This is a genomic window from Nocardia sp. NPDC059180 (assembly GCF_042754945.1).
Classification (GTDB): Bacteria; Actinomycetota; Actinomycetes; order Mycobacteriales; family Mycobacteriaceae; genus Nocardia.
The window spans coordinates 258484-279342 of record NZ_JBHZBU010000006.1 but is presented as its reverse complement, the minus strand read 5'-3'; the positions used below and the strand labels follow the sequence as shown (position 1 = coordinate 279342).

The 20859-nt window shown below is 66.8% G+C and carries 15 protein-coding genes; 4 read left to right on the top strand and 11 right to left on the bottom strand.

What is annotated here, in order from left to right:
• Window positions 1-46 precede the first annotated feature (46 nt).
• Both ACFXNW_RS20555 and ACFXNW_RS20550 read left to right on the top strand, forming a co-directional pair.
• The gene (locus ACFXNW_RS20555; protein ID WP_379419314.1) at window positions 47-1294 is read left to right on the top strand and encodes a serine hydrolase domain-containing protein; all 1248 of its coding nucleotides are present in this window, start codon (window positions 47-49) and stop codon (window positions 1292-1294) included.
• 421 nt (window positions 1295-1715) lie between these two features.
• Window positions 1716-2063, top strand: coding sequence for a hypothetical protein (locus ACFXNW_RS20550; RefSeq protein ID WP_379419313.1), 348 nt, complete (start codon window positions 1716-1718; stop codon window positions 2061-2063).
• Window positions 2064-2244: 181 nt separating this feature from the next.
• On the opposite strand, the gene ACFXNW_RS20545 is transcribed toward ACFXNW_RS20550, so the two are convergent.
• From ACFXNW_RS20545 to ACFXNW_RS20525, 5 genes are all read right to left on the bottom strand, one after another.
• Window positions 2245-4659: an ATP-binding protein gene (locus ACFXNW_RS20545; protein ID WP_379419312.1), complete on the bottom strand. Its 2415-nt coding sequence runs from the start codon at window positions 4657-4659 to the stop codon at window positions 2245-2247.
• 57 nt (window positions 4660-4716) lie between these two features.
• Window positions 4717-5319, bottom strand: a complete 603-nt coding sequence (locus ACFXNW_RS20540; protein WP_379419311.1) for a dihydrofolate reductase family protein — start codon at window positions 5317-5319, stop codon at window positions 4717-4719.
• Window positions 5320-5477: 158 nt separating this feature from the next.
• On the bottom strand, window positions 5478-6287 hold the full coding sequence (locus ACFXNW_RS20535) for a hypothetical protein (protein WP_379419310.1): 810 nt from the start codon (window positions 6285-6287) through the stop codon (window positions 5478-5480).
• A gap of 189 nt (window positions 6288-6476) precedes the next feature.
• Window positions 6477-7202 carry a MerR family transcriptional regulator gene (locus ACFXNW_RS20530; RefSeq protein ID WP_379419309.1) on the bottom strand — a complete coding sequence of 242 codons (726 nt, stop codon included), beginning with the start codon at window positions 7200-7202 and terminating at the stop codon, window positions 6477-6479.
• A 72-nt stretch (window positions 7203-7274) separates the two neighbouring features.
• Window positions 7275-7571, bottom strand: a complete 297-nt coding sequence (locus tag ACFXNW_RS20525) for a WhiB family transcriptional regulator (protein ID WP_379419308.1) — start codon at window positions 7569-7571, stop codon at window positions 7275-7277.
• A 151-nt stretch (window positions 7572-7722) separates the two neighbouring features.
• Here ACFXNW_RS20525 and ACFXNW_RS20520 point away from each other — a divergent pair, with 151 nt between their 5' ends.
• Window positions 7723-8103, top strand: a complete 381-nt coding sequence (locus ACFXNW_RS20520; protein ID WP_379419307.1) for a DUF1707 domain-containing protein — start codon at window positions 7723-7725, stop codon at window positions 8101-8103.
• 4 nt (window positions 8104-8107) lie between these two features.
• On the opposite strand, the gene ACFXNW_RS20515 is transcribed toward ACFXNW_RS20520, so the two are convergent.
• Both ACFXNW_RS20515 and ACFXNW_RS20510 read right to left on the bottom strand, forming a co-directional pair.
• Entirely contained in the window at window positions 8108-10348 is a 2241-nt protein-coding gene (locus tag ACFXNW_RS20515) for a tetratricopeptide repeat protein (protein WP_379419306.1), read from the bottom strand.
• 283 nt (window positions 10349-10631) lie between these two features.
• Complete coding sequence (locus tag ACFXNW_RS20510) at window positions 10632-12200, bottom strand: amino acid permease (protein ID WP_379419305.1); 1569 nt, start codon at window positions 12198-12200, stop codon at window positions 10632-10634.
• 213 nt (window positions 12201-12413) lie between these two features.
• Here ACFXNW_RS20510 and ACFXNW_RS20505 point away from each other — a divergent pair, with 213 nt between their 5' ends.
• Complete coding sequence (locus tag ACFXNW_RS20505; protein WP_379419304.1) at window positions 12414-13514, top strand: SPFH domain-containing protein; 1101 nt, start codon at window positions 12414-12416, stop codon at window positions 13512-13514.
• Window positions 13515-13583: 69 nt separating this feature from the next.
• On the opposite strand, the gene ACFXNW_RS20500 is transcribed toward ACFXNW_RS20505, so the two are convergent.
• From ACFXNW_RS20500 to ACFXNW_RS20485, 4 genes are all read right to left on the bottom strand, one after another.
• On the bottom strand, window positions 13584-18494 hold the full coding sequence (locus tag ACFXNW_RS20500) for an NAD-glutamate dehydrogenase (protein ID WP_379419466.1): 4911 nt from the start codon (window positions 18492-18494) through the stop codon (window positions 13584-13586).
• A 147-nt stretch (window positions 18495-18641) separates the two neighbouring features.
• Window positions 18642-19385, bottom strand: coding sequence for a hypothetical protein (locus tag ACFXNW_RS20495; RefSeq protein ID WP_379419303.1), 744 nt, complete (start codon window positions 19383-19385; stop codon window positions 18642-18644).
• A gap of 10 nt (window positions 19386-19395) precedes the next feature.
• A complete protein-coding gene (locus ACFXNW_RS20490; RefSeq protein ID WP_379419302.1) occupies window positions 19396-20466 on the bottom strand; it encodes a discoidin domain-containing protein in 1071 nt (356 codons plus the stop codon).
• A 77-nt stretch (window positions 20467-20543) separates the two neighbouring features.
• The gene (locus tag ACFXNW_RS20485) at window positions 20544-20777 is read right to left on the bottom strand and encodes a helix-turn-helix transcriptional regulator (protein ID WP_280233666.1); all 234 of its coding nucleotides are present in this window, start codon (window positions 20775-20777) and stop codon (window positions 20544-20546) included.
• Window positions 20778-20859: the final 82 nt, after the last annotated feature.

Sequence of the window (20859 nt, the reverse complement as noted above, 5' to 3'; positions counted from 1 at the left end):
AGTGAGCAAGCGGCCGGGCGTTTACGCAGACAAAGGAGTCTGAACCATGCCAGCTGCCGGCACCGATGGTTCGCGGGCCGAGGACGCTGTCCCGCCCGCCTTCCGCATGCTCATCGACGACCGTTTCACCCCGGTGGCCATGAAGTTCTTCGCGATGTTCCGTCGCCGTGGTCACGGCGGCGCGGCGCTGGCGGTCTATCTGGACGGCGAGCCGGTGCTCGACATCTGGGGTGGCTGGGCCGACGGCGAACGGCGCTGGCACGGCGACACCATGGCCTTGGCCTATTCGACCGGAAAGGGCGTAGCCGCGACGGTGGCGCACCGCCTGATCGAACGCGGCATCCTCGCCGTGGACGAGCCGGTCGCCACCTATTGGCCCGAGTTCGCCGCCAACGGAAAGGACAGCATCACCGTCCGCGAGGTGCTCAACCATCGCGCGGGCCTGCAGCGCACCCGCGGACTGCTCGACGATCCCGCGGACATGCTCGACCACGACGCCCTCGCCGCCGCACTCGGCGCGGCGGCGCCGGATCCGCTGCGTCTGCGCGCGTCGGGCTATCACGGGCTGACCTTCGGCACGCTGGTCGCCGAGATCGCCCAGCGCGCGACCGGCCGGTCGTTCCGCGAGCTGGTACGCACGGAACTGACCGAACCCCTGGGACAGGACGATCTCTGGTTCGGCGTCCCCGAACATCACCGGCACCGGATCGCGCCGCTGTCGCCGGGGTTGCATGTGGCACGGGTGCCGCTGGATCGGCTGACCGGGTTGACTGGATCGCTGCGGCCCCTGACCTCGCTGCGCGGGGTGGTCTACGACGGTTGGGCCGAGATGAGTCAGAGCGATCGCCCCTACGCCGCCATGATGCCGGGCTGGAACGGCGTGTTCACGGCAAGGGCACTGGCCGCGATGTACGGCGCGATCGCCAATGACGGGCGGATCGGACATCGGCGATTGCTGAAGCCGGAAACCACCCGCATGATCGCCCGGATGCCCGCCAACAGCCGCTTCGACTATGTCCTCGGCGCACCACCCCACCACGCACTCGGCTATCACCGCGGCATCGTGGGAGCCACCCTGACCAGGCACGCGCTCGGCCATTACGGCATCGGCGGCTCGGGCGCCATGGCGATGCCGGGTCTCGGACTGTCCATCGCGTTCGTCACCAACCATCTCGGCAACCACGCCATGTCGCTGGGCGACGCGCGACTGCCGATGCTTGCCGCCGCAACGGTCCGCGCCGCCCGCTCGGCGCGGCGCGAAGGGCCTTCGGAGTTGACGGCCGCCGCGAGCTAGGCAGCGGCCCACCCGACGGCGAGCACGTCGATCCAGCCAATCAGGCCGATAACGCCACCTGCCCCAGTGAGGTAGGTCGATCGCGCCCGCACGACGGCACTCCACTTCCACCGAAGGCCCGCCTTTACCGGCGGGCTTCGGCGTGCACGAGATCGAGTGCCTCACGGCAGATCTGCTGCTGCCATTCGGGATGTGCGTCGACGTAGTCATCCACACCCAGATCGGCCAGGTAGTTCATCCATCGGTCACCGCACGCCGCTCTGCGCCCGGCCCCCTTCCCAGTTACGGGAATAGCGGTACAGCAATCATCGTCACATCGCGTATCGTACCGCTATATAACGACACATTGAATGGGTCAGGCAGAGCCGGGGCCCACCTGCCGACCCGATGCGGGGCACTGGCACAACGAACGGAGCAGACCATGAGCAGCACCTCCCACCGCGGCACGGTCCGCAAGATCCTGGCCACCACTGCCCTCGCCGGCGCACTGGCCCTCATCCCCGCCGCTGTGGCTCCGCAGATCGCGGCCGCAATGCCCGCGGGCGCCGACGCCAAGGTCTCCATGAACCGTGGCGACAGCCACGGCAGCAGCCACGGAAGCGATGGTCACGGCCACGGGCGCGGCTACGGCCAGAGCCGCGGGTACGGCCAAGGGCGCGGCTACGGCCACGGCCACAACCACGGACTGCGCAACTCCTCGAGCAGCACCGATTCCGATAACAAGCCCGGCTACAGCAGCCGCTGCCACGGCGAGTGCGGCCCGGACTAATCCCTCACACCCGGACCGTCGACCCCGCTGTTCGAGCAGCGGAACTCGCCAACAGCCCGCTGGCGCGCCTACCGAACAGGCGCGGCAGCGGGCTTTCCGGCGTCAGCGCACAGCTTTCATCGCGGGTGGAGCGGCCCACATCCATCGCGGGGCGGGCTCCACATCCGACGCGGTGCAGCGCTCAATGGCGACGAAGCTCGGCCCAACTCCGCGATTCCAGCTCGATACGATCGGCCAGGTCGGCAGGGATATGCGAGACGATCTCCCGTCGCGACGCGATGGCCAGCTTCTGGCGAATACTGGCGACCTGGGCGTCGACGGTGCGCATCGAGCTTCCCCGCCGCACCGCGATCGCGTTGTTCGACCAGCCTGCGGCAGCGAGAACAGCGATCTCGCGCTCGGCCCGGGACAAGCTGTCCCAGTTCGGTGCTCGCGACACCATGCCGGGTCCGAGCCGTTCGGCCCCGCCGAGTGCCGAAGCTTCGACGAACCGGTTCGCCACCTCCGTCGCCCGGCGCATTTCGAACGCGACGAGCGGAACCGCTCCGATTCGGACGCCCGCGCTCGGATCGGCCTGTTCGAGATCGGCAACCAGTGCTCTGATTTCGGCAGCGGCCGATGTGTTCGTGCCACGGCACTCTTCGTCGGTCCGGTGGCCGGCCAGCAGCTGCGTCATGGCCACGATCCGGGCGACTTCGGCCCAGTGGGTGATCCAGGCGTCGTTGCACTGTCGCAGTTCGGCGAGCAGGCGCTCGGTGATAGCGACGGCCTCGATGGCGCCGCCGTGCCCGGCGAGGGCCACCGCGCGCGTGATCTGCGCCCACACGATCGCCGACGGCGAGCCCGAGGGCAACGCCTTGCCCAGATAGTCACGGCTGGTGCGCAGAGCGGTGTCACCGTCGCCGAGGAAGGCGCAGGCAAGGGCGTGAAACAGCGAGCTGCCTTCGCACCCGATCTGATCACCGGATTCGGCGAACTTGCGGCGGGCGCGCTCCAGCACGAGCATGGCCCGGCCGTCTCGATGCGCCAGCATCAGCTCGAGGCCCCACGCCCATTCGACGTAGGCGGGCAATCCGATATCCGCGCTCGGGGTGTCGCGCCACGACGAATTCCCGGTGACACCTGCGCCGGCCACACATTCGTCCAGCAGTCGCGCCGCGCGGTCGCTGTCGCCCTGCCACACCGCGTTCCAGGCGAGCATCGCCGAGGCGCGCAACCGGGTCTCTGCGCCATCGTTGCGCACTGTCCGAGTGGCTTCCAGCGCCCGCTCGGTCACCCATGTGATCGCGCTGCCGTCGCCGCGCATCGACGGCACCCACGTCGCGAGCAGGACGGCCGCGGTCTCCAGGCCGGCGAGTGCGTCCACCGGGTCATCGAGTCCGGCTTCGATCCCGACGACGATGTTGTCCCAGGCCGCACGGACCCAGTCCAACCATGCCTGCTCCCGCGGGCCGAACCAGTCGGCCTGCCACGCTATGACCCGATCGCGGTAATACCGCCGATGCCGATCCGCCATCCGGGCCGATTCGTCCTCGCCCCGGCTCTGCAGCCGGTCGCGTGCGAATACCTTCACGCTTTCGACCAGATACCACCGCACCGAGGTCGTGGTGACATGCGTGGATACCAGCGATCGCTCGGCCAGTCGCTCGATCAGGTCTTCGATATCGTGCGCCGACAGCGAGTCGCCCGCGCAGACCGCGACCGCGTCGGCGAGCTCGATCCCATTGCGGACCGTATTCTCCCGGTCGGTCTCGTAACCCGCGGCGAATACCGACAAACGTTCCAGCAGCACCTGCTCCTCGGCCGTACACAGCCGATAGGACCACTCGATGACGTCGTACACACCTCGATGACGTTGTTCGACACCGGCCCTGGCGCCGTGCGACCAGCGCATCCGCTTGTCGCCGGCGTCTCCGGTCAGCTCGCGTAACACCATGACCGGCGGCTGGTGACGTAAACGGGCCGCGGCAAGGCGGACGAACAGCGGACTGTGATCGACGTGGCGGCAGATCTGCGCGGCGATATCGATCTGGCCCGGATCGTCGAGAATCGGCCTGCCGGTGAGCTCCGAGCGCCTGCGGAACAGCTCGAGCGACTGCCCCGGCGAGAGCGGCGGGACGGTCAGGACATACTCGTCGATCCAGCCGATGGGCTCACGGCTGGTGGCGAGGATGATCAGATCAGGGGCCGCTGGGATCAATTCGGCGACGACCCGCGCGACAGCGGGCAGCATATGTTCGCAATTGTCCAGCACCAGGATCCGATGGCCGGCAGTCGGCTCCGATGCACCGGCCGCGCTGGTGCGCACCATGCACTGCACCGCGCCGACGTCGTCACCTGCCGCGTCGCGTTCGATTTCGGCCAGCCTGGCCCAGTGAACAGACTTGCGGTGGTGTCCCATGCGGCGCAGCAGTTCGGCGACGAGCCGTGTTTTCCCGATCCCACCTGGCCCCACCAGGGTGATCAGCCGAGCGCCGTCGTCGATCAACGCGTTCAACCGGTGCAATTCCGCGACCCGGCCGACGAATTCGGCGGTGCCTGCGGGCGGCCGCGCAGCATCGGCGAACACGCCATCCACTCCCGATACCACGACCATATCGAGTGAAGGTTAGACGATCACCGTTCCGGCCGGTCGGGTTTGTTCCCCGGAGGATCAGCCCGCGGCTCTGATCGGATGCCCGACGGCCGCCGGTGCGCATTGCCGATAATGCATTCCGACCACCGCGCTCTCGAATCGCGTCACGTCGACCAGCTCCAAGCCTGCGGTGTCGGCGTGCGACCGGAACAGGCGAGCCCCACCGCCGAGCAACACCGGATGCACGAACAGCCGGTACTGGTCGATCAGATCGTGTTCGATGAAGGCTGCCGCCGTTTCCGCGCCACCGAACAGGATCAGCTCGCGTGCCGAATGTTCCCGGATCTGGGTGACCCGTTCGATCATCCGGTCACCGATCACCGTCGTATTCCAGTCCGCGCGGCGCAGCGTGCGGGAGAAGACGATCTTCGGCTTCTGCTTCCAGCAGCGCGCGAAATCGAGGTAGAACGGCGAGATCCCCGGCGCCGCGTCGGCCTTCGGCCAGAACGACGCCATGATGTCGTAGGTTTTGCGCCCGTACAGGAACATATCGGCCCGGCGTAGATCCTCGAGGAACGCTACGCACAACTCCTCGTCGACGACGGGCCAGTGCACCTGCTCATCGGGGCCTTCGGCGAAGCCGTCGAGCGATATCTGCATCCATAACGTCACGCTTCCCATTCCAGGCAACCCTCACTGTCCCTACCCGTGCGACAGTGTGAATTGTGGCGCCGGATCGTAGCCGTGCGCATCGGTAGTTCCCCGCCGATCTACTTAGGTAGAACGGGCCTGACGGCCGACGACGACTGCCGCCGTCGGCTATCGCGCACTACCAGGAATTACGGTTGGCCCGCGCTTCCGCTGGGCAGTGACAGGCCGAACGGCAGCCCCCCATGATGTGCCGGAGAATGCGGGGCCGGTGGTGGCGTGACCGGGGACTGGGGTGCGGAGTCGCCGTCGAACAGGCCCGTGTCGCAGTGCGCGCCTTGCTGCCACGTCGCACAGGGCGGATCGGCGTCGTCCTGGGATTCCGGTGCAGGCGAGGGCGGGAAGAAGGGGCTGAACGGGTAGCCCGGATCGGGGAACGGCCAGCGGTCGGCGTGCCAGCCAAGACCGGGATCATGGGGCACACCGGGCTCGGCCGGCGCCGGTTGGCCGGTGCCGGGATCGCCACCATCGGGTGGCGACGGCACATGCGGGGCGTTGCCGGTGCCGGGAAGGGTTCCGGTGCCGGAATCACCACCGCCCAGGTCAGGTAGGCCGTCGGTGGGTAGGCCGACATCGGGCGCTCCACCGCCGAACCCACCGTCACCCGCGCCGTTGCCGCCACCGTCGAAACCGCCACCGATTCCGCCGTCACCGAAACCACCACCGACGCCGCCGTCACCGAAGCCGCCGACTCCCCCGTCGCCGAAGCCGCTGTCGCCGAGCCCGGTATCACTCACACCGACCACGCCGCCACCGCCGATCCCGGCCACGCTGTCCGCATCACCGGCGCCGGCACCATCGGCAGCCACGTAGCCGGCCGCGTGCGCGGGCGCAGCCGCGGTGAGGCTCGCGACCGCCGCCGGGCCGAGCGCGAGAGCCGCTGCGATCGCGGCGCCTGCCAGCCATGTCGGTGCCCGACGGGCTTCTGTGAACGCACGCATCGCATCACTCCGTTCTCGCAGATCCACCGGGATCGGACAGGGTGGACCGCCCTATCATTGTCGTCAATTAATGTACCGCTGCCTAACGGCACGTTAATGAGAGGAGAATCACCAGTGGTGGGAATTGAGTGAGGTCAGGTGTCGGCGCCCCGGGGCGATGTTCTACCGAAAAGACTCGGCTGAGACCTCTTACAGTTCGCCGAGCTCGCTGTCCTCGTCGAAATACCGCGCAACGAAACGGTTCACCAGCTCCCCCGCCACTTGCCCGGGGACGATCCTCGCCACGTCGATGCTCTCGGTGAGCGCGGCCCGATCCGCCGCGGACCGCGCGGACCGCTGATAGGACTGCCAGGCAGTGCGATGGAACAACTCGACGAAGCGACGGGCGATGCGGTCGGCGTCGGTGCGAGCCTTCTCCAGCTCGGCCAGCATGTCGTCGGCGGGGATTCCGGCGGCTTCCATCTGGTCGAGGACATGGATCAGCCGGTGATCGGCCGGGCGATAGGTGGTGGCATCGACGGGTTCGTAGAGGCCGGCCGCCACCACGCGCGCCAATCCGTTGGAGACAGCGCCGTAGCGCTGCGCGAGTTCGGTGGCCGGAATGGTCTCCGCAGCCGCGGTGTCCGTGCCGGGTTCGGCGACGGCGTCTTCGGAGACACCGAGGACGTCGCCGAGGTCGTCGCCGCGATCCCACGCCTCGAGCAATTCCCTGATGCCGTTGAGTTTGATGCCTCGATCGAGCAGTCGGCTGATGGTGCGGACCCGGTTCAGATGCTCGGCGCCATAGAAACCCGTGCGACCCTTGACCTGCGGTGGTGGCAGCACCCCGCGATCGTGATAGACCCGCAGACTACGCACCGTTGTGCCGGCCTCGCGAGCAAGCTCGTCGATCGTGTACTCCACACGCCCAGCCATATATCAAGGAAACCACATCCGACGGTGGTCCAGCGGGCGTGCGCGGTCGCGGCGAGTCCGTGACCTGGTCGATCAGGCGCGGCGGTGGTTCCAAGGGCTGCGGCGCGCAGCGGCCCGGCGCTCGTCCTCCGACATGCCGCCCCAGATGCCGTAGGGCTCGCTCACTGACAGCGCATAGCTGCGGCACTGGGCCAAGACCGGACAGCTGTCACAAATTTGTTTGGCGCGCCGGACCCGCGCGGCGCGGGCCCGGCCGCGCTCACCATCCGGATGGAAGAACACCGCCGACTCCACCCCTCGGCAGGATCCGCGCAATTGCCAGTCCCAGGCGTACGCGGCCGGGATGGTGCGCTCGATCACGGTGGTCATACCTGGACTCCTCATGCTGCGAGTTCGTGCCGCTGCCAGCCTAAATTCTCCCCATATGTGGGAACCGTCACGTTATCGACGTCCGGCAACCTTCCCGCCCATGGCAATTCGCGACGCCGACCATGCGGTAGAACGCGCCTATTCTTCGGTCATGACCGATACGCCGGGGCCCCGGATCAGTGTCGCCGAACGCGAACGCGCCCTGCGCGAACTGTCACATCACCTCGGGACGGGACGCATCGACCTGGACGAGTTCGAGACCCGCAGCGCCGCCGTGGCCGCGGCGAATCAGCCCGCCGAACTGGCCGAACTGTTCACCGACCTCCCCGGCGTTGTCCCAGACGCGGCTCCCCTGACATCGCCAGGTAATCCGCTGCCCGCGATCGCGGCGGCCGGTGTCGTGGCGCTCGCTGTGGTGCTGGCGCTGATATTCGGTAGCTGGTGGATGCTGCTGGTGGTGCCGACCGTCGCGGGTGCCTCGGCGCTGGTGGCCGTCAAACGGCTGTCGGGCGCACGCCAGAAGGGCACCTGAGCCGTCACCAGCGGCTGCGGGGCCGCACGTGATTGGCGAGATCGACCAGCCGGTAGCGATGCAGCCGATCAGGTGCGGTGCGCGCGAGCGCACGCAGACAGGACTCGAGCCCACGACTCAACCCGGGCTCGGTGAACGGAAATCCCAGGATCGCGGCGCACGTGCCGGAGTCGCCGCGACCTGCGCGCAGCCATTCCAGCGCCGCTCCCACCACGATGACCTGCAATTGCAGCCTCCGTGGCTCCTCAGGCAATGATTCCAGCCGTTCGGCGGCCTCGCGCAGGTCTTCGGCGATAATGTCGGTGATCGGCCGCGATACCAGCATCAGGCATCCGGTCATCCGAGCGACGACATGATGTCGCGATGCAGCGGGCACCTGATCGAGTACGCCGACTGCCTCGAGCAACTCACCATCGGCGGCGAGCCTGCGAGCCAGCCCGAAGGCCGCGCTCACCACACCGTGATTAGTGCGCCACACCATCCGGTGATACTCCATGGCGGCGCTGTGCCAGCGGTCGGTGTCGGCGGGCAGCTCGAGGTGCTGCAGCATCAGTTCGGCAGTGGCGGCCAAGGCGAGCGCGGGCGCGATCTCGCCGGGCAGCACGGTGTGTACCTCGTCGAAACAGCCGTAGGCGCGTTCGTAGTATCCCTCGAGCAGATCGGCGATGCCCGAGTACCACTGGATGCGCCAGTCCGTGCCGAATCGAAGGCGCAGTTTGTCCAGCCGCGCACGCGCCGGTGCGAGCTCCCCCAGATCCAAGTGGGCCCGGACGGCCGTCAACGGACCCTCCAGATCGAAGGACTCCGGCGCCTTGATGGTCCCGGAACCGATCCGTTCGGTGGTGCGCTCGAGCACGTCGAGGATGTGGTGTGGATCGCCGTGTAGCAACGTAGACAGCAGTTCGGCGCTCGGGTCCTCACTGTCGATCAGCGGAATCGGCAATGCCGCGACGACGCTGACCGCGTCGACCGAGAGCATGCGGTGCATACCGTCGACCATGCCGTCGGTCTGACCGATGAGTGTTTCGATACCGAAATCGCCACGCATGGAGCCGAACTCCGTCGACGCCTGCGGATGCTCCAGGCCGGTGTCGGCGGCGAGAACCATGCGCAGCACACCCGCGAGCTGGCAATACATGGAGTAAGCGGACGGGAATCGGCGCAGTGGGTCCGGGTCGGTCGCGCGCAGGAGCAACCGGTGCAGGAACGGGTAACGACGCAGCATCGGCTGTTGTGCAGCCGACGGCGCTCCGGGCAGATAGTGGCCTTCGGAGTCGGTCGGCAGATCGAACAACAGCGCGGCCAAGGTGCGGCCCACGGCGTAGATATCGGATTCGACCGTCGGCCCGGTCTGCAGGATCTCCGGCGCCTGATAGCCGGGCGTGCCGTAGATACTGCCGTAGGACTCCATGGCGGCGACCGCACCGAGGTCGATGAGTTTGACCTCGTCGTCGCCGACCATGATGTTGTCGGGTTTGAGGTCGTTGTAGGCCAGGCCGATGGAATGCAGATAGTCCAGTGCGGGCAGCACTTCCATCAAGTAGGCGATGGCCTCGGCCACCGGGATACGTTCGGGCGCACCGAGGTCGAGCATCGACTTCAGCGAATGCCCGCCCACGTACTCCATCACAATGTAGCCGTCGGCGACCTCTCGCGCCGACTTGTGCTTGACGAAGTTGTAGATTTTCACCACGCCTGGATAAGCCACTTCCGACAGGAACTGCCGTTCGGCGAGCGCGACGACGTGAGCCTCGAAGTCGAGTGGGTTCTGCAAACCCTTGAGCACCACCCAGCGGTCGCTGACATTGCGGTCGACCGCCAGATATATCCAGCCGAGACCGCCATGCGCGAGGCAACCCTGAACCTCGTACTGATCGGCCACCAGCTCACCAGGACGTAGTGCGGGCCGGAAATTGAACGGCGACCGACATCGACGGCATTCACCGGCTACGACCGCAGGGCCGTCGGCAGTACCGCGCCCGACCGAGTCCTGGCAGTTCCAGCAGAACCGTTTGTGCTCGGGAACTTCCGGATTCTCCAGCACCGCCGAGAGCGGATCGGTCTCGGTGACACGGGGTACGACGACGAGTCCGGCGCCGAGGCGGCGCACACTCGGTCGTGACGGGGTATTGCGGCCCGATCCCGTCCCCAGCTCGTCGAGTTCGGCCAGATCGAAGTCACCGAGTCCGGCAGTCGCCGTCGCGGCCGGCCCGTTCTTGTCGATGCCGGGCGCGTCCGCTGTCATCAACGGTGGTGAAACACGCTGGGAAAGCTCCGCTTTGGATACCCGCCGGGTGGACCAGTGTGGCGCAAGACGGTGGGGCACCTCCATACCGCGCATACGCCGATCGGCCCAGGCGGGCGGGCGTTGCTGATCGGATGTGCTGGGCTGTTCCGGCATATGAACCCCTAGAACCCGTTGAACCGAGGTCTCATTCTGCTGCGCCACGGCACAGCCACGCGTCGGCAGTGTTCCCCGAATTGGGAATACCGCTGCCCCGGACTATGCGTCCGGGGCAGCGGGGTGCTCATTTGTCTTCGGGCTTCTCCAGGATGACCACCGCTTCGCGGGCATCCTTGCGCGGTGGACGCTCGGCCAGCACCGGGAACTGCCCGGTGTGTCCGCCACGGATCTGCGCGAGCTGCGCCACCCGCTTGCGGGCCAGGAACCAGCCGCCGACCAGGGCGGGGATCATGATGGCGCCCATGGCGATCACCGCGCCGCGCTGCACCTCGTCATCGCTGAAGGCCATCAGCAATACCACGCCGACCAGGAACACCAGAGTCGCGACGCTGGTGTACGGCGCACCGATCAGGCGGAACGACGGACGCTCGACCCTGCCCTGCTTCGACCAGCGCCACAGCTGCAGCTGGCACAGGACGATCGCCGCCCAGGCGAAGATGGTGCCGAGCGCAGACACGTTGATCACGATCTCGAATGCCTTCTCCGGCACCATCGCGTTCAGTCCGACACCGAACAGCGCGATCGCGCCCGTGGCCAGGATGCCGACGTAGGGCACGCCGGTCTTCGACATCCGGGCGGCCACAGTCGGCGCGCTGCCGTTCATCGACATCGAGCGCAGGATTCGGCCGGTGGAGTACAGCCCGGCATTGAGGCTGGAGAACGCGGCGGTGAGCACGACCAGGTTCATCACCGAACCGGCACCCTCGATGCCGAGCTTGGCGAAGAAGGTGACGAACGGGCTCTCTCCGGACTTGAAGGCGGTGTAGGGCAGCAGCAGGGCGAGCAGCACCAGCGAACCGACATAGAACAGTGCGATTCGGGCGATGACGGAGTTGATGGCCCGCGGCATCACCTTTTCCGGGTTCTCCGTCTCACCGGCGGCCGTGCCGACCAGCTCCACCGCCGCGTAGGCGAAGACGACACCTGTGGTGACCAGCACCAGCGACAGCACACCGGTGGGGAACAAGCCGCCGTTGTCGGCGATCAAGCTTGGCCCCGTGGTCTGACCCTTGATGTCGAATCGGCCCGCGAGGAACACCGTGCCGATGATCAGGAAGGTGACCAGCGCGACCACCTTGATCAGTGCCGCCCAGAACTCCAATTCACCGAACCACTTGACCGACACCATGTTGATGGCGACGACCAAGACCAGCGCAACCAGCGCAATCGTCCATTGCGGTACAGCTTCGAACGCTCCCCAGTAATGGACATAGGTGGCGATGGCCGTGATGTCTACGATCCCGGTCATGCACCAGTGGAAGAAGTACATCCACCCGACCGCGAAGGCGAGCTTCTCGCCGTAGAACTCGCGGGCATACGACACGAACGACCCGGAGGACGGGCGATGCAGGACGAGTTCACCCAGGGCCCGCAGGATGAAGAACACGAACACGCCACAGATGGCGTAGACGATGAACAGGCCGGGTCCGGCGCTGGCCAGCCGGCTACCGGCACCGAGGAACAGTCCGGTGCCGATGGCGCCACCGATGGCGATCATCTGCAGCTGACGCGGGCGCAGGGACTTGTGATATCCCGCGTCCTCGGCGTGCAGCGCGTCGACCGACGTCGCGGGCGCGCCGTGCTCGGGCTGCGCGGCAGGCGCCTGCGCCGAGGTAGGTCGAACAGTGGTCATGGTGATGGCCTTTCCTGTGGCGGCGATCATATCTATGGGTAATGTACCGCTAGATAGCGGCACGATCAATAGGTATCTACCCCTTGTAACGTGCTGGAAACCAAGAACTTTCGGATTTTGCCGCACCAGGTCGCATTCGCCCAGGTCATAGCCGATTGATCGTACCGATACCAATCGGTACGCTATTTGTTGTCACTCGCGGATGGAGCGGAAATGGCGTGGTTCGATCGGGAATTCATCGCGGTCCCGGAGACCGCGACGGGCCAGCTGGTCTATAAGTGGCCCGATGTCAACATCCGCCGTTACAGCCGCGCCATCGTCAATGCCGATCAGACCGCGCTGTTCGTCAAGTCCGGCCATGTCGTGGCCACCATGGGCCCCGGCCGCCATCGCATCGACGCCGATGAGTTGCCCGTGCTCGGCGCACTCGTCGACTCGCTCTCGGGCGGAAACTTCTATCGCGCGGAACTGTATTTCGTCTCGACACGCGAGTTCGCGGGCATCAAGTTCGGTGGGCGGCTCGCCGATATCGTCGACCCGGTCAGCGAGCAGGTGGTGACGCTGCGGGTGTTCGGTGAATTCGCTCTGGCCGTGCGAGATCCGGGTCAGCTGATCACCGGTCTCACGGGTACCGCCGACCTCGCCGACCCGGCCGCCATGAATTCCTGGTGTGCGGAGCTGCTCCTGAAATCGATGAAGATCGCGGTGACACAGGGCATTTCCCGAGGCGAGTGGCCGGTGCTCGGCCTGTCGGGACATTTGCTCCCGATCGAGGCGGCAGTGCTGCGGCAGACCAACATCACGCTCTACGAGTACGGCCTGCGCATCGTCCGGATGGGCAATTTCGACATCACCCTCGCACCCGAGGATGCCGATCGGCTCAAACGGCTCGCCAAGGACGTCACCTATATCAGGCTGGCCGGCGACTTCCGCCAGTACGCCGCCGGCGAGCTGGCATTGGGTGCGAGCCAGGGATTCGCGCACGGTGGCACCGGTTCCGACACCGGCTTCCTCGGCGCGGCACTCGGTCTGAACGCGATCAGTCAGCACTCCGGCGTGCCGCCGCAACCCATCCAGTCAGCTCCCCCGCAACCTGTACCGGCGCAGCCCGCGCCGGCCGCCCTGCCCGCGGCGGCAGCCACCGACAACCAGACCTGCTCGGCCTGCGCCACGGAGAATCCGACGGCGGCCCGTTTCTGTATGCACTGCGGGCAGCAGCTGGCGAGGCGACCGCGGCACTGTTCGAGCTGCGGAGCCGAACTCGTCGCCGCGGCCAAATTCTGTGGTGACTGTGGGTCGCCTGCAGGCTCCTGACCGGGTCCACAGAGGCCGATGGGCCGGTGGCGTGATCGCCACCGGCCCATCGAATCGAGTACTGCGGGCTCAGCCCATGGTGCTCGCCGTCACCACGCTGGACTCTCCACCCGCGCTGACCATTCCGCGCACCTGACGTGCGGCAACCGACAGCGTCGCCAGATCATAGGTGCCGGAATCGAAGATCTCGCCGAGCGCAGCCGCGGCCCGCGCCAGCCGGGATCGGTTGGTCGACTCCCAGTATTCGATCTTCTCCGCGACGGTGTCGTCGGGTTCGGTTGCGGTAGAGACGTCGAGAGTGAGCAGCCGCAGCGATTCGTACAGGTCGTCGCGGACAGCCAGGCGCGCCAGCGTCGGCCACCGATCACCGTGCTCGAGGTTGCCGACCGCGGTGAGTAGCCGTTCGATGTCGAGGTGTTCGTTGAGCGCGAAGTAGAGCACCGCGACTTCGTCGGCGTCGCGTTCGGCGATATCGGCAATATCGAGGACATCCAGCAGCGGGAACAGATGGATCAGCCGGAACACCTCGGTGGCCGTCTCCTGCGGTGCACCGAGAGCGACGGCGCCCTGTGAGCGTGCGGTCAGGTCGTCGGCCAGGTAGCCGGGCAGCCAGTCCGACACCCGGCCGGCCAGCGCCGTCACGCCATCGCGGTAGCGGGCGATATCGGCACCGATGGCGATAGGCTGCGGCCGGTTGAGCAGCAGCCACCGGGATGCTCGCTCGAGGGTACGGCCGGTCTCCAGCTCGAGGGCATCGCGCGCGGCGGACGGAATGGGTGCGGTACGGATCCGCTGCCAGAGCTCACGCAGCCCGAAGATCTCGACAGCCGCGGTGAACGCGCGCACCGCGTCGTCGGTAGTGGCGCCGACCTCCTCGGCCAGGCGGAACGCGTAGGTGATGCCGCCGTAGTCGACAAGATCGTTGACGACCATGGTGGCCACGATCTCGCGACGCAGCGGATGCCTGCGGATGGCTGCCTCGAAGCGCGTGCGCAACGGAGTCGGGAAGTAGACGGGCAGCATCGCCGCGAACGAGGCGCTGTCGGGCAGCTCACCTGCCAGCAGGTCGGCCTTCAGCGAAAGCTTCACATGAGCCACCACATTCGCGAGCTCGGGTGAGGTCAGACCGGTGCCGTCGGCCGCCCGTCGGGCCAGTTCGGCGTCGGTCGGCAACGCTTCCAACTGCCGGTCAACGCCGCGGCGGGTTTCGAGCTCGGTGAGCAACCGGCGGTGCACCGCCGACCGGGCCGCGGCGTCGGCGCGGCACAGGCCCATCCGGAAGTTCTGCGAGATATTGTCGCGCAGCACGAGTTCGGCGACTTCATCGGTCATCGACGCCAGCAGTTCATTGCGTTCACTCGGGTCGAGGTCGCCACCGGAGACCACGGCGTCGAGCAGCACCTTGATATTGACCTCGTGATCGGAGCAGTCCACGCCCGCGGAGTTGTCGAGAGCATCGGTGTTCATCCGGCCACCGGTGCGGCAGAACTCGATGCGACCGAGTGCAGTCGCGCCGAGATTGCCGCCTTCGCCGATCACCTTGGTCCGCAACTGGTTCGCGTTCACCCGCACGGCGTCGTTGGACTTGTCCCCGGCGTCGGCGTTGGATTCGGTACTCGCCTTGATGTAGGTGCCGATACCGCCGTTCCACAGCAGGTCGACCGGCGCCTGCAGGATGGCGCGCATCATTTCCGGCGGGGACAGGGTGGTGACAGCCGGGTCGAGGCCGAGTGCGGCACGGACCTCGGCCGAGACCGGGACGGCCTTGGCCGAGCGGTCGTAGACGCCACCGCCGACGCTGATCAGCGAGGTGTCGTAGTCGGCCCACGACGAACGCGGCAACTCGAACATCCGCCTGCGCTCGGCGTACGAGGTCGCCGCGTCCGGAGTCGGATCCAAGAAGATATTGCGGTGGTCGAACGCCGCGACCAGACGAATGTGTTCCGAGAGCAGCATGCCGTTGCCGAAGACATCACCACTCATGTCACCAACGCCAACGACCGTGAAATCCTCGGCCTGAGTGTCGATACCCATCTCCTGGAAATGCCGCTTCACACTCTCCCAGGCACCCCTGGCGGTGATACCCATCGCCTTGTGGTCGTAACCGACCGAACCACCCGAGGCGAACGCGTCACCGAGCCAGAAACCGTAGCTCTTGGCCACCTCATTGGCGATGTCGGAGAAGGTCGCGGTGCCCTTGTCCGCGGCCACCACCAGGTAGGTGTCGTCCGCGTCGCGACGCCGGACCCGCGCAGGCGGAAGTACGGCTCCGCTCGTGTGATCGACATTGTCGGTGACATCGAGCAGCCCGGAGATGAACGTGCGATAGCACGCGACACCCTCGGCCATCATGGCCTGGCGGTCGGCGCCGGGATCACCTGTGGCCGCGGGCGGTTGCTTCACCACGAAGCCGCCCTTGGCCCCCACCGGCACGATCACCGCGTTCTTGACCGCCTGCGCCTTCACCAGACCCAGAACCTCGGTCCGGAAATCCTCCAACCGATCCGACCAGCGCAAACCACCACGCGCCACCGCACCGAACCGCAGATGCACACCCTCCACCCGCGGTGAATACACGAAGATCTCGAAACGCGGCCGAGGCTTCGGCAATTCGGCGATCGCCTGCGGATCGAACTTGAACGACAGATAGCTGGGCGCGTTGCCGTCCTGGTCGCGACGGAAGTAATTGGTGCGCAGCGTGGCGGTGATCAGCTCGAGCACGGCGCGCAAGATGCGGTCGGTGTCCAAACTGACCACCGCATCGATCTCCTCGCGCAACCGCTGGGAGATCGCGGAGATCCGGCCCTCGGATTCAGGGCCCGTCGCGTCCGGATCGAAGTAGGCGTCGAACAATTCGATGAATGCCGCCGCCAGCGCCGGATGGGCCAGCAGCACCCTGGTGATATTGCCGAAGGTGTAGGCAAATCCTGCCTGCTGCAGGTATTTCGCGTAGGCCCGCAGCACCGCGACCTGCCGCCAGTGCACACCGGCGCGCAGCACCAGCTCGTTGAGGCCGTCGACCTCGGCGTCGCCGAACCACATGGCCGCGACCGCCGCCGGGAAACGCTGCCGGATACCCGAGGGCTGCTCGCCACCGGGCCCCAGCAGATCCGCTTCCATCTCGGTGTCGAGCGAGTCGCGCAGCACCGAGGCGGGCACACGCAGGGCGAAGTCGTAGATCCAGCGCAGCGGGCCGTCCTGGCGGGCGATCCGATACGGGCGCTCGTCGACCACCTCGACACCGAGACTGTGCAGCACCGGCAGTACCCGGCTCAGTGATACACCCGCGCCCGCGACATAGAGGGTGAACCGCCACTCCCCCGATGGCGCGTCGGCGAGCCGGTACAGCGTGGTGTCGATCTCGCCGTCGCCGAGCTGCTCCAGCCTGCGCAAATCCGCCAGCGCCCGGTCGGCGCCGAACTCCTGCTGGTAGCTCGCGGGGAAGGCAGTGGCGTAGTCGCTCGCGACCGCCCGGGAGATGCCCGCATCGCCGGCGGCAGCCGCCACCACTCGGTCCGACCAGGTGCGGGTCGTCGCGAACAGAATGTCCTGCACGCGCTCCCGATTGGCCTCGGACACATCCGCCGCCGCGCCCGGCCCACGATGCACCGTGAAGTACACGACCGCCAGCTCCGATTCGGTGACCCGGGCCGAGTAGCTGATCTGGTCGCCGGCGAACTCCGCGAGCAGGATGTCCTGCATTCGCAGCCTGACCTCGGTGGAGTACCGATCACGCGGCATGTAGACCAGGCAGTAGACCGCGCCGCTGCGCGCGTCTTGGCGCAGGAACAGCCGGATCTGCCGCCGCAGGCCGAGATTCATGACCGCCGAGACGGTTTCGAAGAGCCTGCGAGCGTCGGTGGAGAACAGCTCGACCCGGGGGAAGGTCTGCATCACCTCGAGCATGCCCTGGCCGGAGAACGAATTCAGTTCGAATCCGGCCCATTCGATGACCTGATGCACCCGGCGCGAGATGACCGGGATGTCGAGGATGTTTTCGTGCAGTGCGGTCACGGTGAAGGTACCGACGAACACGTGCTCGCCCTTGACCGCCGCGACCGTATCCCCGGACGCGCCCGCCCCACCCGGATCGGTGGTGGCGTATTCGGCGACGCTGATGAAATACAGATCACGCGAACCCGGGATCAACGAGTCCACCGTGCCATTGGCCAGCCTCAGCACCGGACGTTTCGCGCCGAGTACCGGAACCGGGATCTCGGCGCCGGAACCGTCGCGCAGCACACCCAGCCCGGTGCCGGGCACCGGCCACATACCGAATTCGGCGTCGGGGGTCGGGCTGGTCCGGCGCATCCGGTAGTCGCTGTAGCCGAGCACGGTGAAATGGCCGTCGGCCAGCCAGCGCAGCAGGCGCGCGCATTCGGAGATCTCGGCGTCGTCGGCCCATTCCGCGGTGCGGTCGAGCCGGTCGGCCAGCGTGGTCATCGACTCGACCATGGCGGGGGTGTCGTCGGTGACCGAGCGCAGATCACTGAGCACCTGCGGCAGCGCCTGTTCGATCCGGTCCAGCGTCTCCCCGGTCACGGCGGGGTCGAGCTGCACGTGGATCCACGACTCCGGATAGCTGTGGGCGTCGGCGTGGTCGTGCAGGACGCCGTCACCGTCGCGCGCCGCGATCGCGCGCAGCTCGCCCTCCGCGTCACGGGTGACGTCGAAGACCGGGTGCACGACCTCGGCGACGGTGGCGCCGAGACGATGCAGCGCCGAGGTGACCGATTCGACCAGCAGCGGCATATCGTCGTTGACGATCTGGATGGCGAGCCCGAGCCCGCACTCGTCGTCGGCGCGGTACACCCTGGTCGAGACGGTGCCCGGCGCGCGGTGCGCGGCCAGCTGCAAATGATGGCGCAGGATGTGGCTTGCGCGGTCGGTGATGGTCAGGGTCGTCGAATCGGGCCGGATCCAGCGGAAGTAGGCCGGTTCCAGCTCGGTCGGATCACCCCTGAACTGTGTCGCATCCATCGCGTTCTGTGTGGTTGTCACCGTTGACCTGCGCCTTCCGCAATCGTCCAGTCGGGTACCGAGAAGAAATAATACGTCGTTCAACGTCCCGTTAAATAACGGTACATTAATAAGTGGTTTAAAGCTCGTGGTTCGCGAAATGCGCGGTCACGGAAGCAGACCCGAGCGCGACAGGAAAGTCCGCGCACCCGCCGAACCGGCGAAGGTGCCGCTGTCGATCAGCAGTCCGGTACTGGGGTTCGCGTACTGCACGGCGGCTGACGGGCTGACCGCTGCGAACACCGCACCATCGGACATCACCGTCGCGCCCGCCGCCCGCCACTGCCCGACGGTCTCGTTCAACGTCGTCCGCGGCACCAACCGAGCGTGGAAGATCAGATCCCGCTTCGCGGTAATCGCACCGCTCAGCAATGGGTCGTCCGCACCGATGACACAACGCTCGACGACCGCCCCCGAACCAGCCATCGGCTGACAAGACGCCGCGGTACGCAGTGGAGTCGGCAGCGCCGTCGTCACTGAACCCAGCGGGACTCCGGTAGGTGGCGATATCGAGAACGAGCACGACTTGACGAGGAAAAAGCCGACCACGGCCATCACCGCGAGCACAGCGGCGACGGCCTGCCACTGCCAGCGAGGATGCGGTGTATGGACCGCGTGGTCGATGGCCGCGGCTTCCTTACGCACGACGGCGGCGTCGTCGCGGACCACCTCACCGAACTTGCGCAGCGCGGTGCCGATCATGGCCGCAGGAGTGGCCTCGTGCGCCACCGGCGCTTCGGGTTCCGGCTGCACAGGCGTTGCGGTCGCGGCCAACGGGGCGCCGCAGTTCATACATTTGCCGTGCCCACCGGTGTCGCGGTGCGAGCAGTACTGGCAGATCAGCGCTGACACGATGGCACACTCACCGCCCGGTGATCACGATGGAGGAGATCGCGGTGGTGTTGACCGAGGTCGCACCATTGGATTCGAGGACGGTCAGCACGATCTCCGAGGCCTGTATCGGTGAATCTATCTTGGTCTCCACCAGAGTGCGCTGATCGAGGGTTTCCTGGGTGTAGACAGTGGCGTCCTCGTCGTCGAACTGGTACGACACCCGGCTGACCGTACGGAATTTCGCCCATTGATCGGTACCGTCGGTACCGACGTGGTCCCAACCGGGCACGATCGCGATCGATTCGATCTCGTAGGTCTTTCCCAGATCGATCCGGATGATCTGACCGTCGACCTGATAGGCCCGCGCACACGACCAAGCCTTGCCGGGTTCGCCGGAGAAGGCGTCCATCGCATCGGTTCCGCCCGGCGGGCACTTCGACACCGCCGAACGCGGCACGATGACGCTGCCCGGTGCGGGACCGGTCGGTGCAGGCTCGGGCGCCGTGGTGGCAGGCTGGGTCAGAACTTGCGGCTGACTCGGCTCTTCCCCGCCGCCGCTGACCACAAGCATGAACACCAGCAAGATCGCCAGCACAGCGGCCACAGCGAGCGCCACCTTGGGTTTGCGCAGCTGCGTCACCAGGTCGCGGGCGAACTGATCGGCTCCGCCGGCGCGGCTCGCCCGGCCAGGCGGGCGTTCGGTCGCAGCGGGAGTCTCGGTGCGCGACGAGTCCTCGTCAACGGCCGGATCTCGCAGCCGTGACGCGGGCACACCCGCGAACTCCGACCCCAGCGCAGAGCGCGAACCGGAATCCGGTGACTGCCCGTTCAGCAGCGCATTGATTCGATCACTCGCGCTGCTGTCGCCCCCGCGTCGACGCGACCCGGCACCGTCCGATGTGGCTGCTGCCGCGGACTCGGCGATCGACGCCATGAGTTCTGGGTCGGGTGTATTGCCAGGTGGCGCCGCGGCAGCTGATGCTGGATGACCCGCGCCCGTACCTCCGCCGGATGACCCGAGCGCGGGATCGGATAGCAAGGCATCCAGCACCGCGCCGCGGTTTCGAAGGAAGACATCTCCCGGATCCTCGGCGGGCATGCTCGGATGGTATCCGGGTCGGGCTCTCGACGATCCGGCGCTATTCCCGGCACCGAGAACAACGCGCGACGGCGGGGCTACTTGTCCGCGGTCACGAAATACTCAGGTGGAACGTCGAATACCCGCGCCAACGCGATGATCAGGTCCAGCCTCGGGATCGCCTGCCCGTGGATGAGCCGGTACAGCCCCGACTGGGATACCGGTACATCCGGATAGGCCAGTTCCAGGTGCTGCGCGAGCGAGTACAACGTCAGCGATCGCGTGGATCCATCGTCGGTGGAGACCACCGATTCCGCGATCAGTTCCGACAATTTGCTAGAGAATATCGCCGCCGCGGACTGCCTCGGAGTGAGTACGTCCGCGTCGTTCGACTGAGGGGAGGATTCGACATCC

Excerpts from the sequence above, each read along its gene's own strand:
- ACFXNW_RS20540 (WP_379419311.1), bottom strand. The coding sequence starts at position 5,319 with ATGGGAAGCGTGACGTTATGGATGCAGATATCGCTCGACGGCTTCGCC.
- ACFXNW_RS20525 (WP_379419308.1), bottom strand. The coding sequence starts at position 7,571 with ATGACCACCGTGATCGAGCGCACCATCCCGGCCGCGTACGCCTGGGAC.
- ACFXNW_RS20500 (WP_379419466.1), bottom strand. The coding sequence starts at position 18,494 with ATGGATGCGACACAGTTCAGGGGTGATCCGACCGAGCTGGAACCGGCC.
- ACFXNW_RS20505 (WP_379419304.1), top strand. The coding sequence starts at position 12,414 with ATGGCGTGGTTCGATCGGGAATTCATCGCGGTCCCGGAGACCGCGACG.
- ACFXNW_RS20490 (WP_379419302.1), bottom strand. The coding sequence starts at position 20,466 with ATGCCCGCCGAGGATCCGGGAGATGTCTTCCTTCGAAACCGCGGCGCG.
- ACFXNW_RS20545 (WP_379419312.1), bottom strand. The coding sequence starts at position 4,659 with ATGGTCGTGGTATCGGGAGTGGATGGCGTGTTCGCCGATGCTGCGCGG.
- ACFXNW_RS20520 (WP_379419307.1), top strand. The coding sequence starts at position 7,723 with ATGACCGATACGCCGGGGCCCCGGATCAGTGTCGCCGAACGCGAACGC.
- ACFXNW_RS20510 (WP_379419305.1), bottom strand. The coding sequence starts at position 12,200 with ATGACCACTGTTCGACCTACCTCGGCGCAGGCGCCTGCCGCGCAGCCC.
- ACFXNW_RS20550 (WP_379419313.1), top strand. The coding sequence starts at position 1,716 with ATGAGCAGCACCTCCCACCGCGGCACGGTCCGCAAGATCCTGGCCACC.
- ACFXNW_RS20515 (WP_379419306.1), bottom strand. The coding sequence starts at position 10,348 with ATGACAGCGGACGCGCCCGGCATCGACAAGAACGGGCCGGCCGCGACG.
- ACFXNW_RS20535 (WP_379419310.1), bottom strand. The coding sequence starts at position 6,287 with ATGCGTGCGTTCACAGAAGCCCGTCGGGCACCGACATGGCTGGCAGGC.
- ACFXNW_RS20555 (WP_379419314.1), top strand. The coding sequence starts at position 47 with ATGCCAGCTGCCGGCACCGATGGTTCGCGGGCCGAGGACGCTGTCCCG.
- ACFXNW_RS20530 (WP_379419309.1), bottom strand. The coding sequence starts at position 7,202 with ATGGCTGGGCGTGTGGAGTACACGATCGACGAGCTTGCTCGCGAGGCC.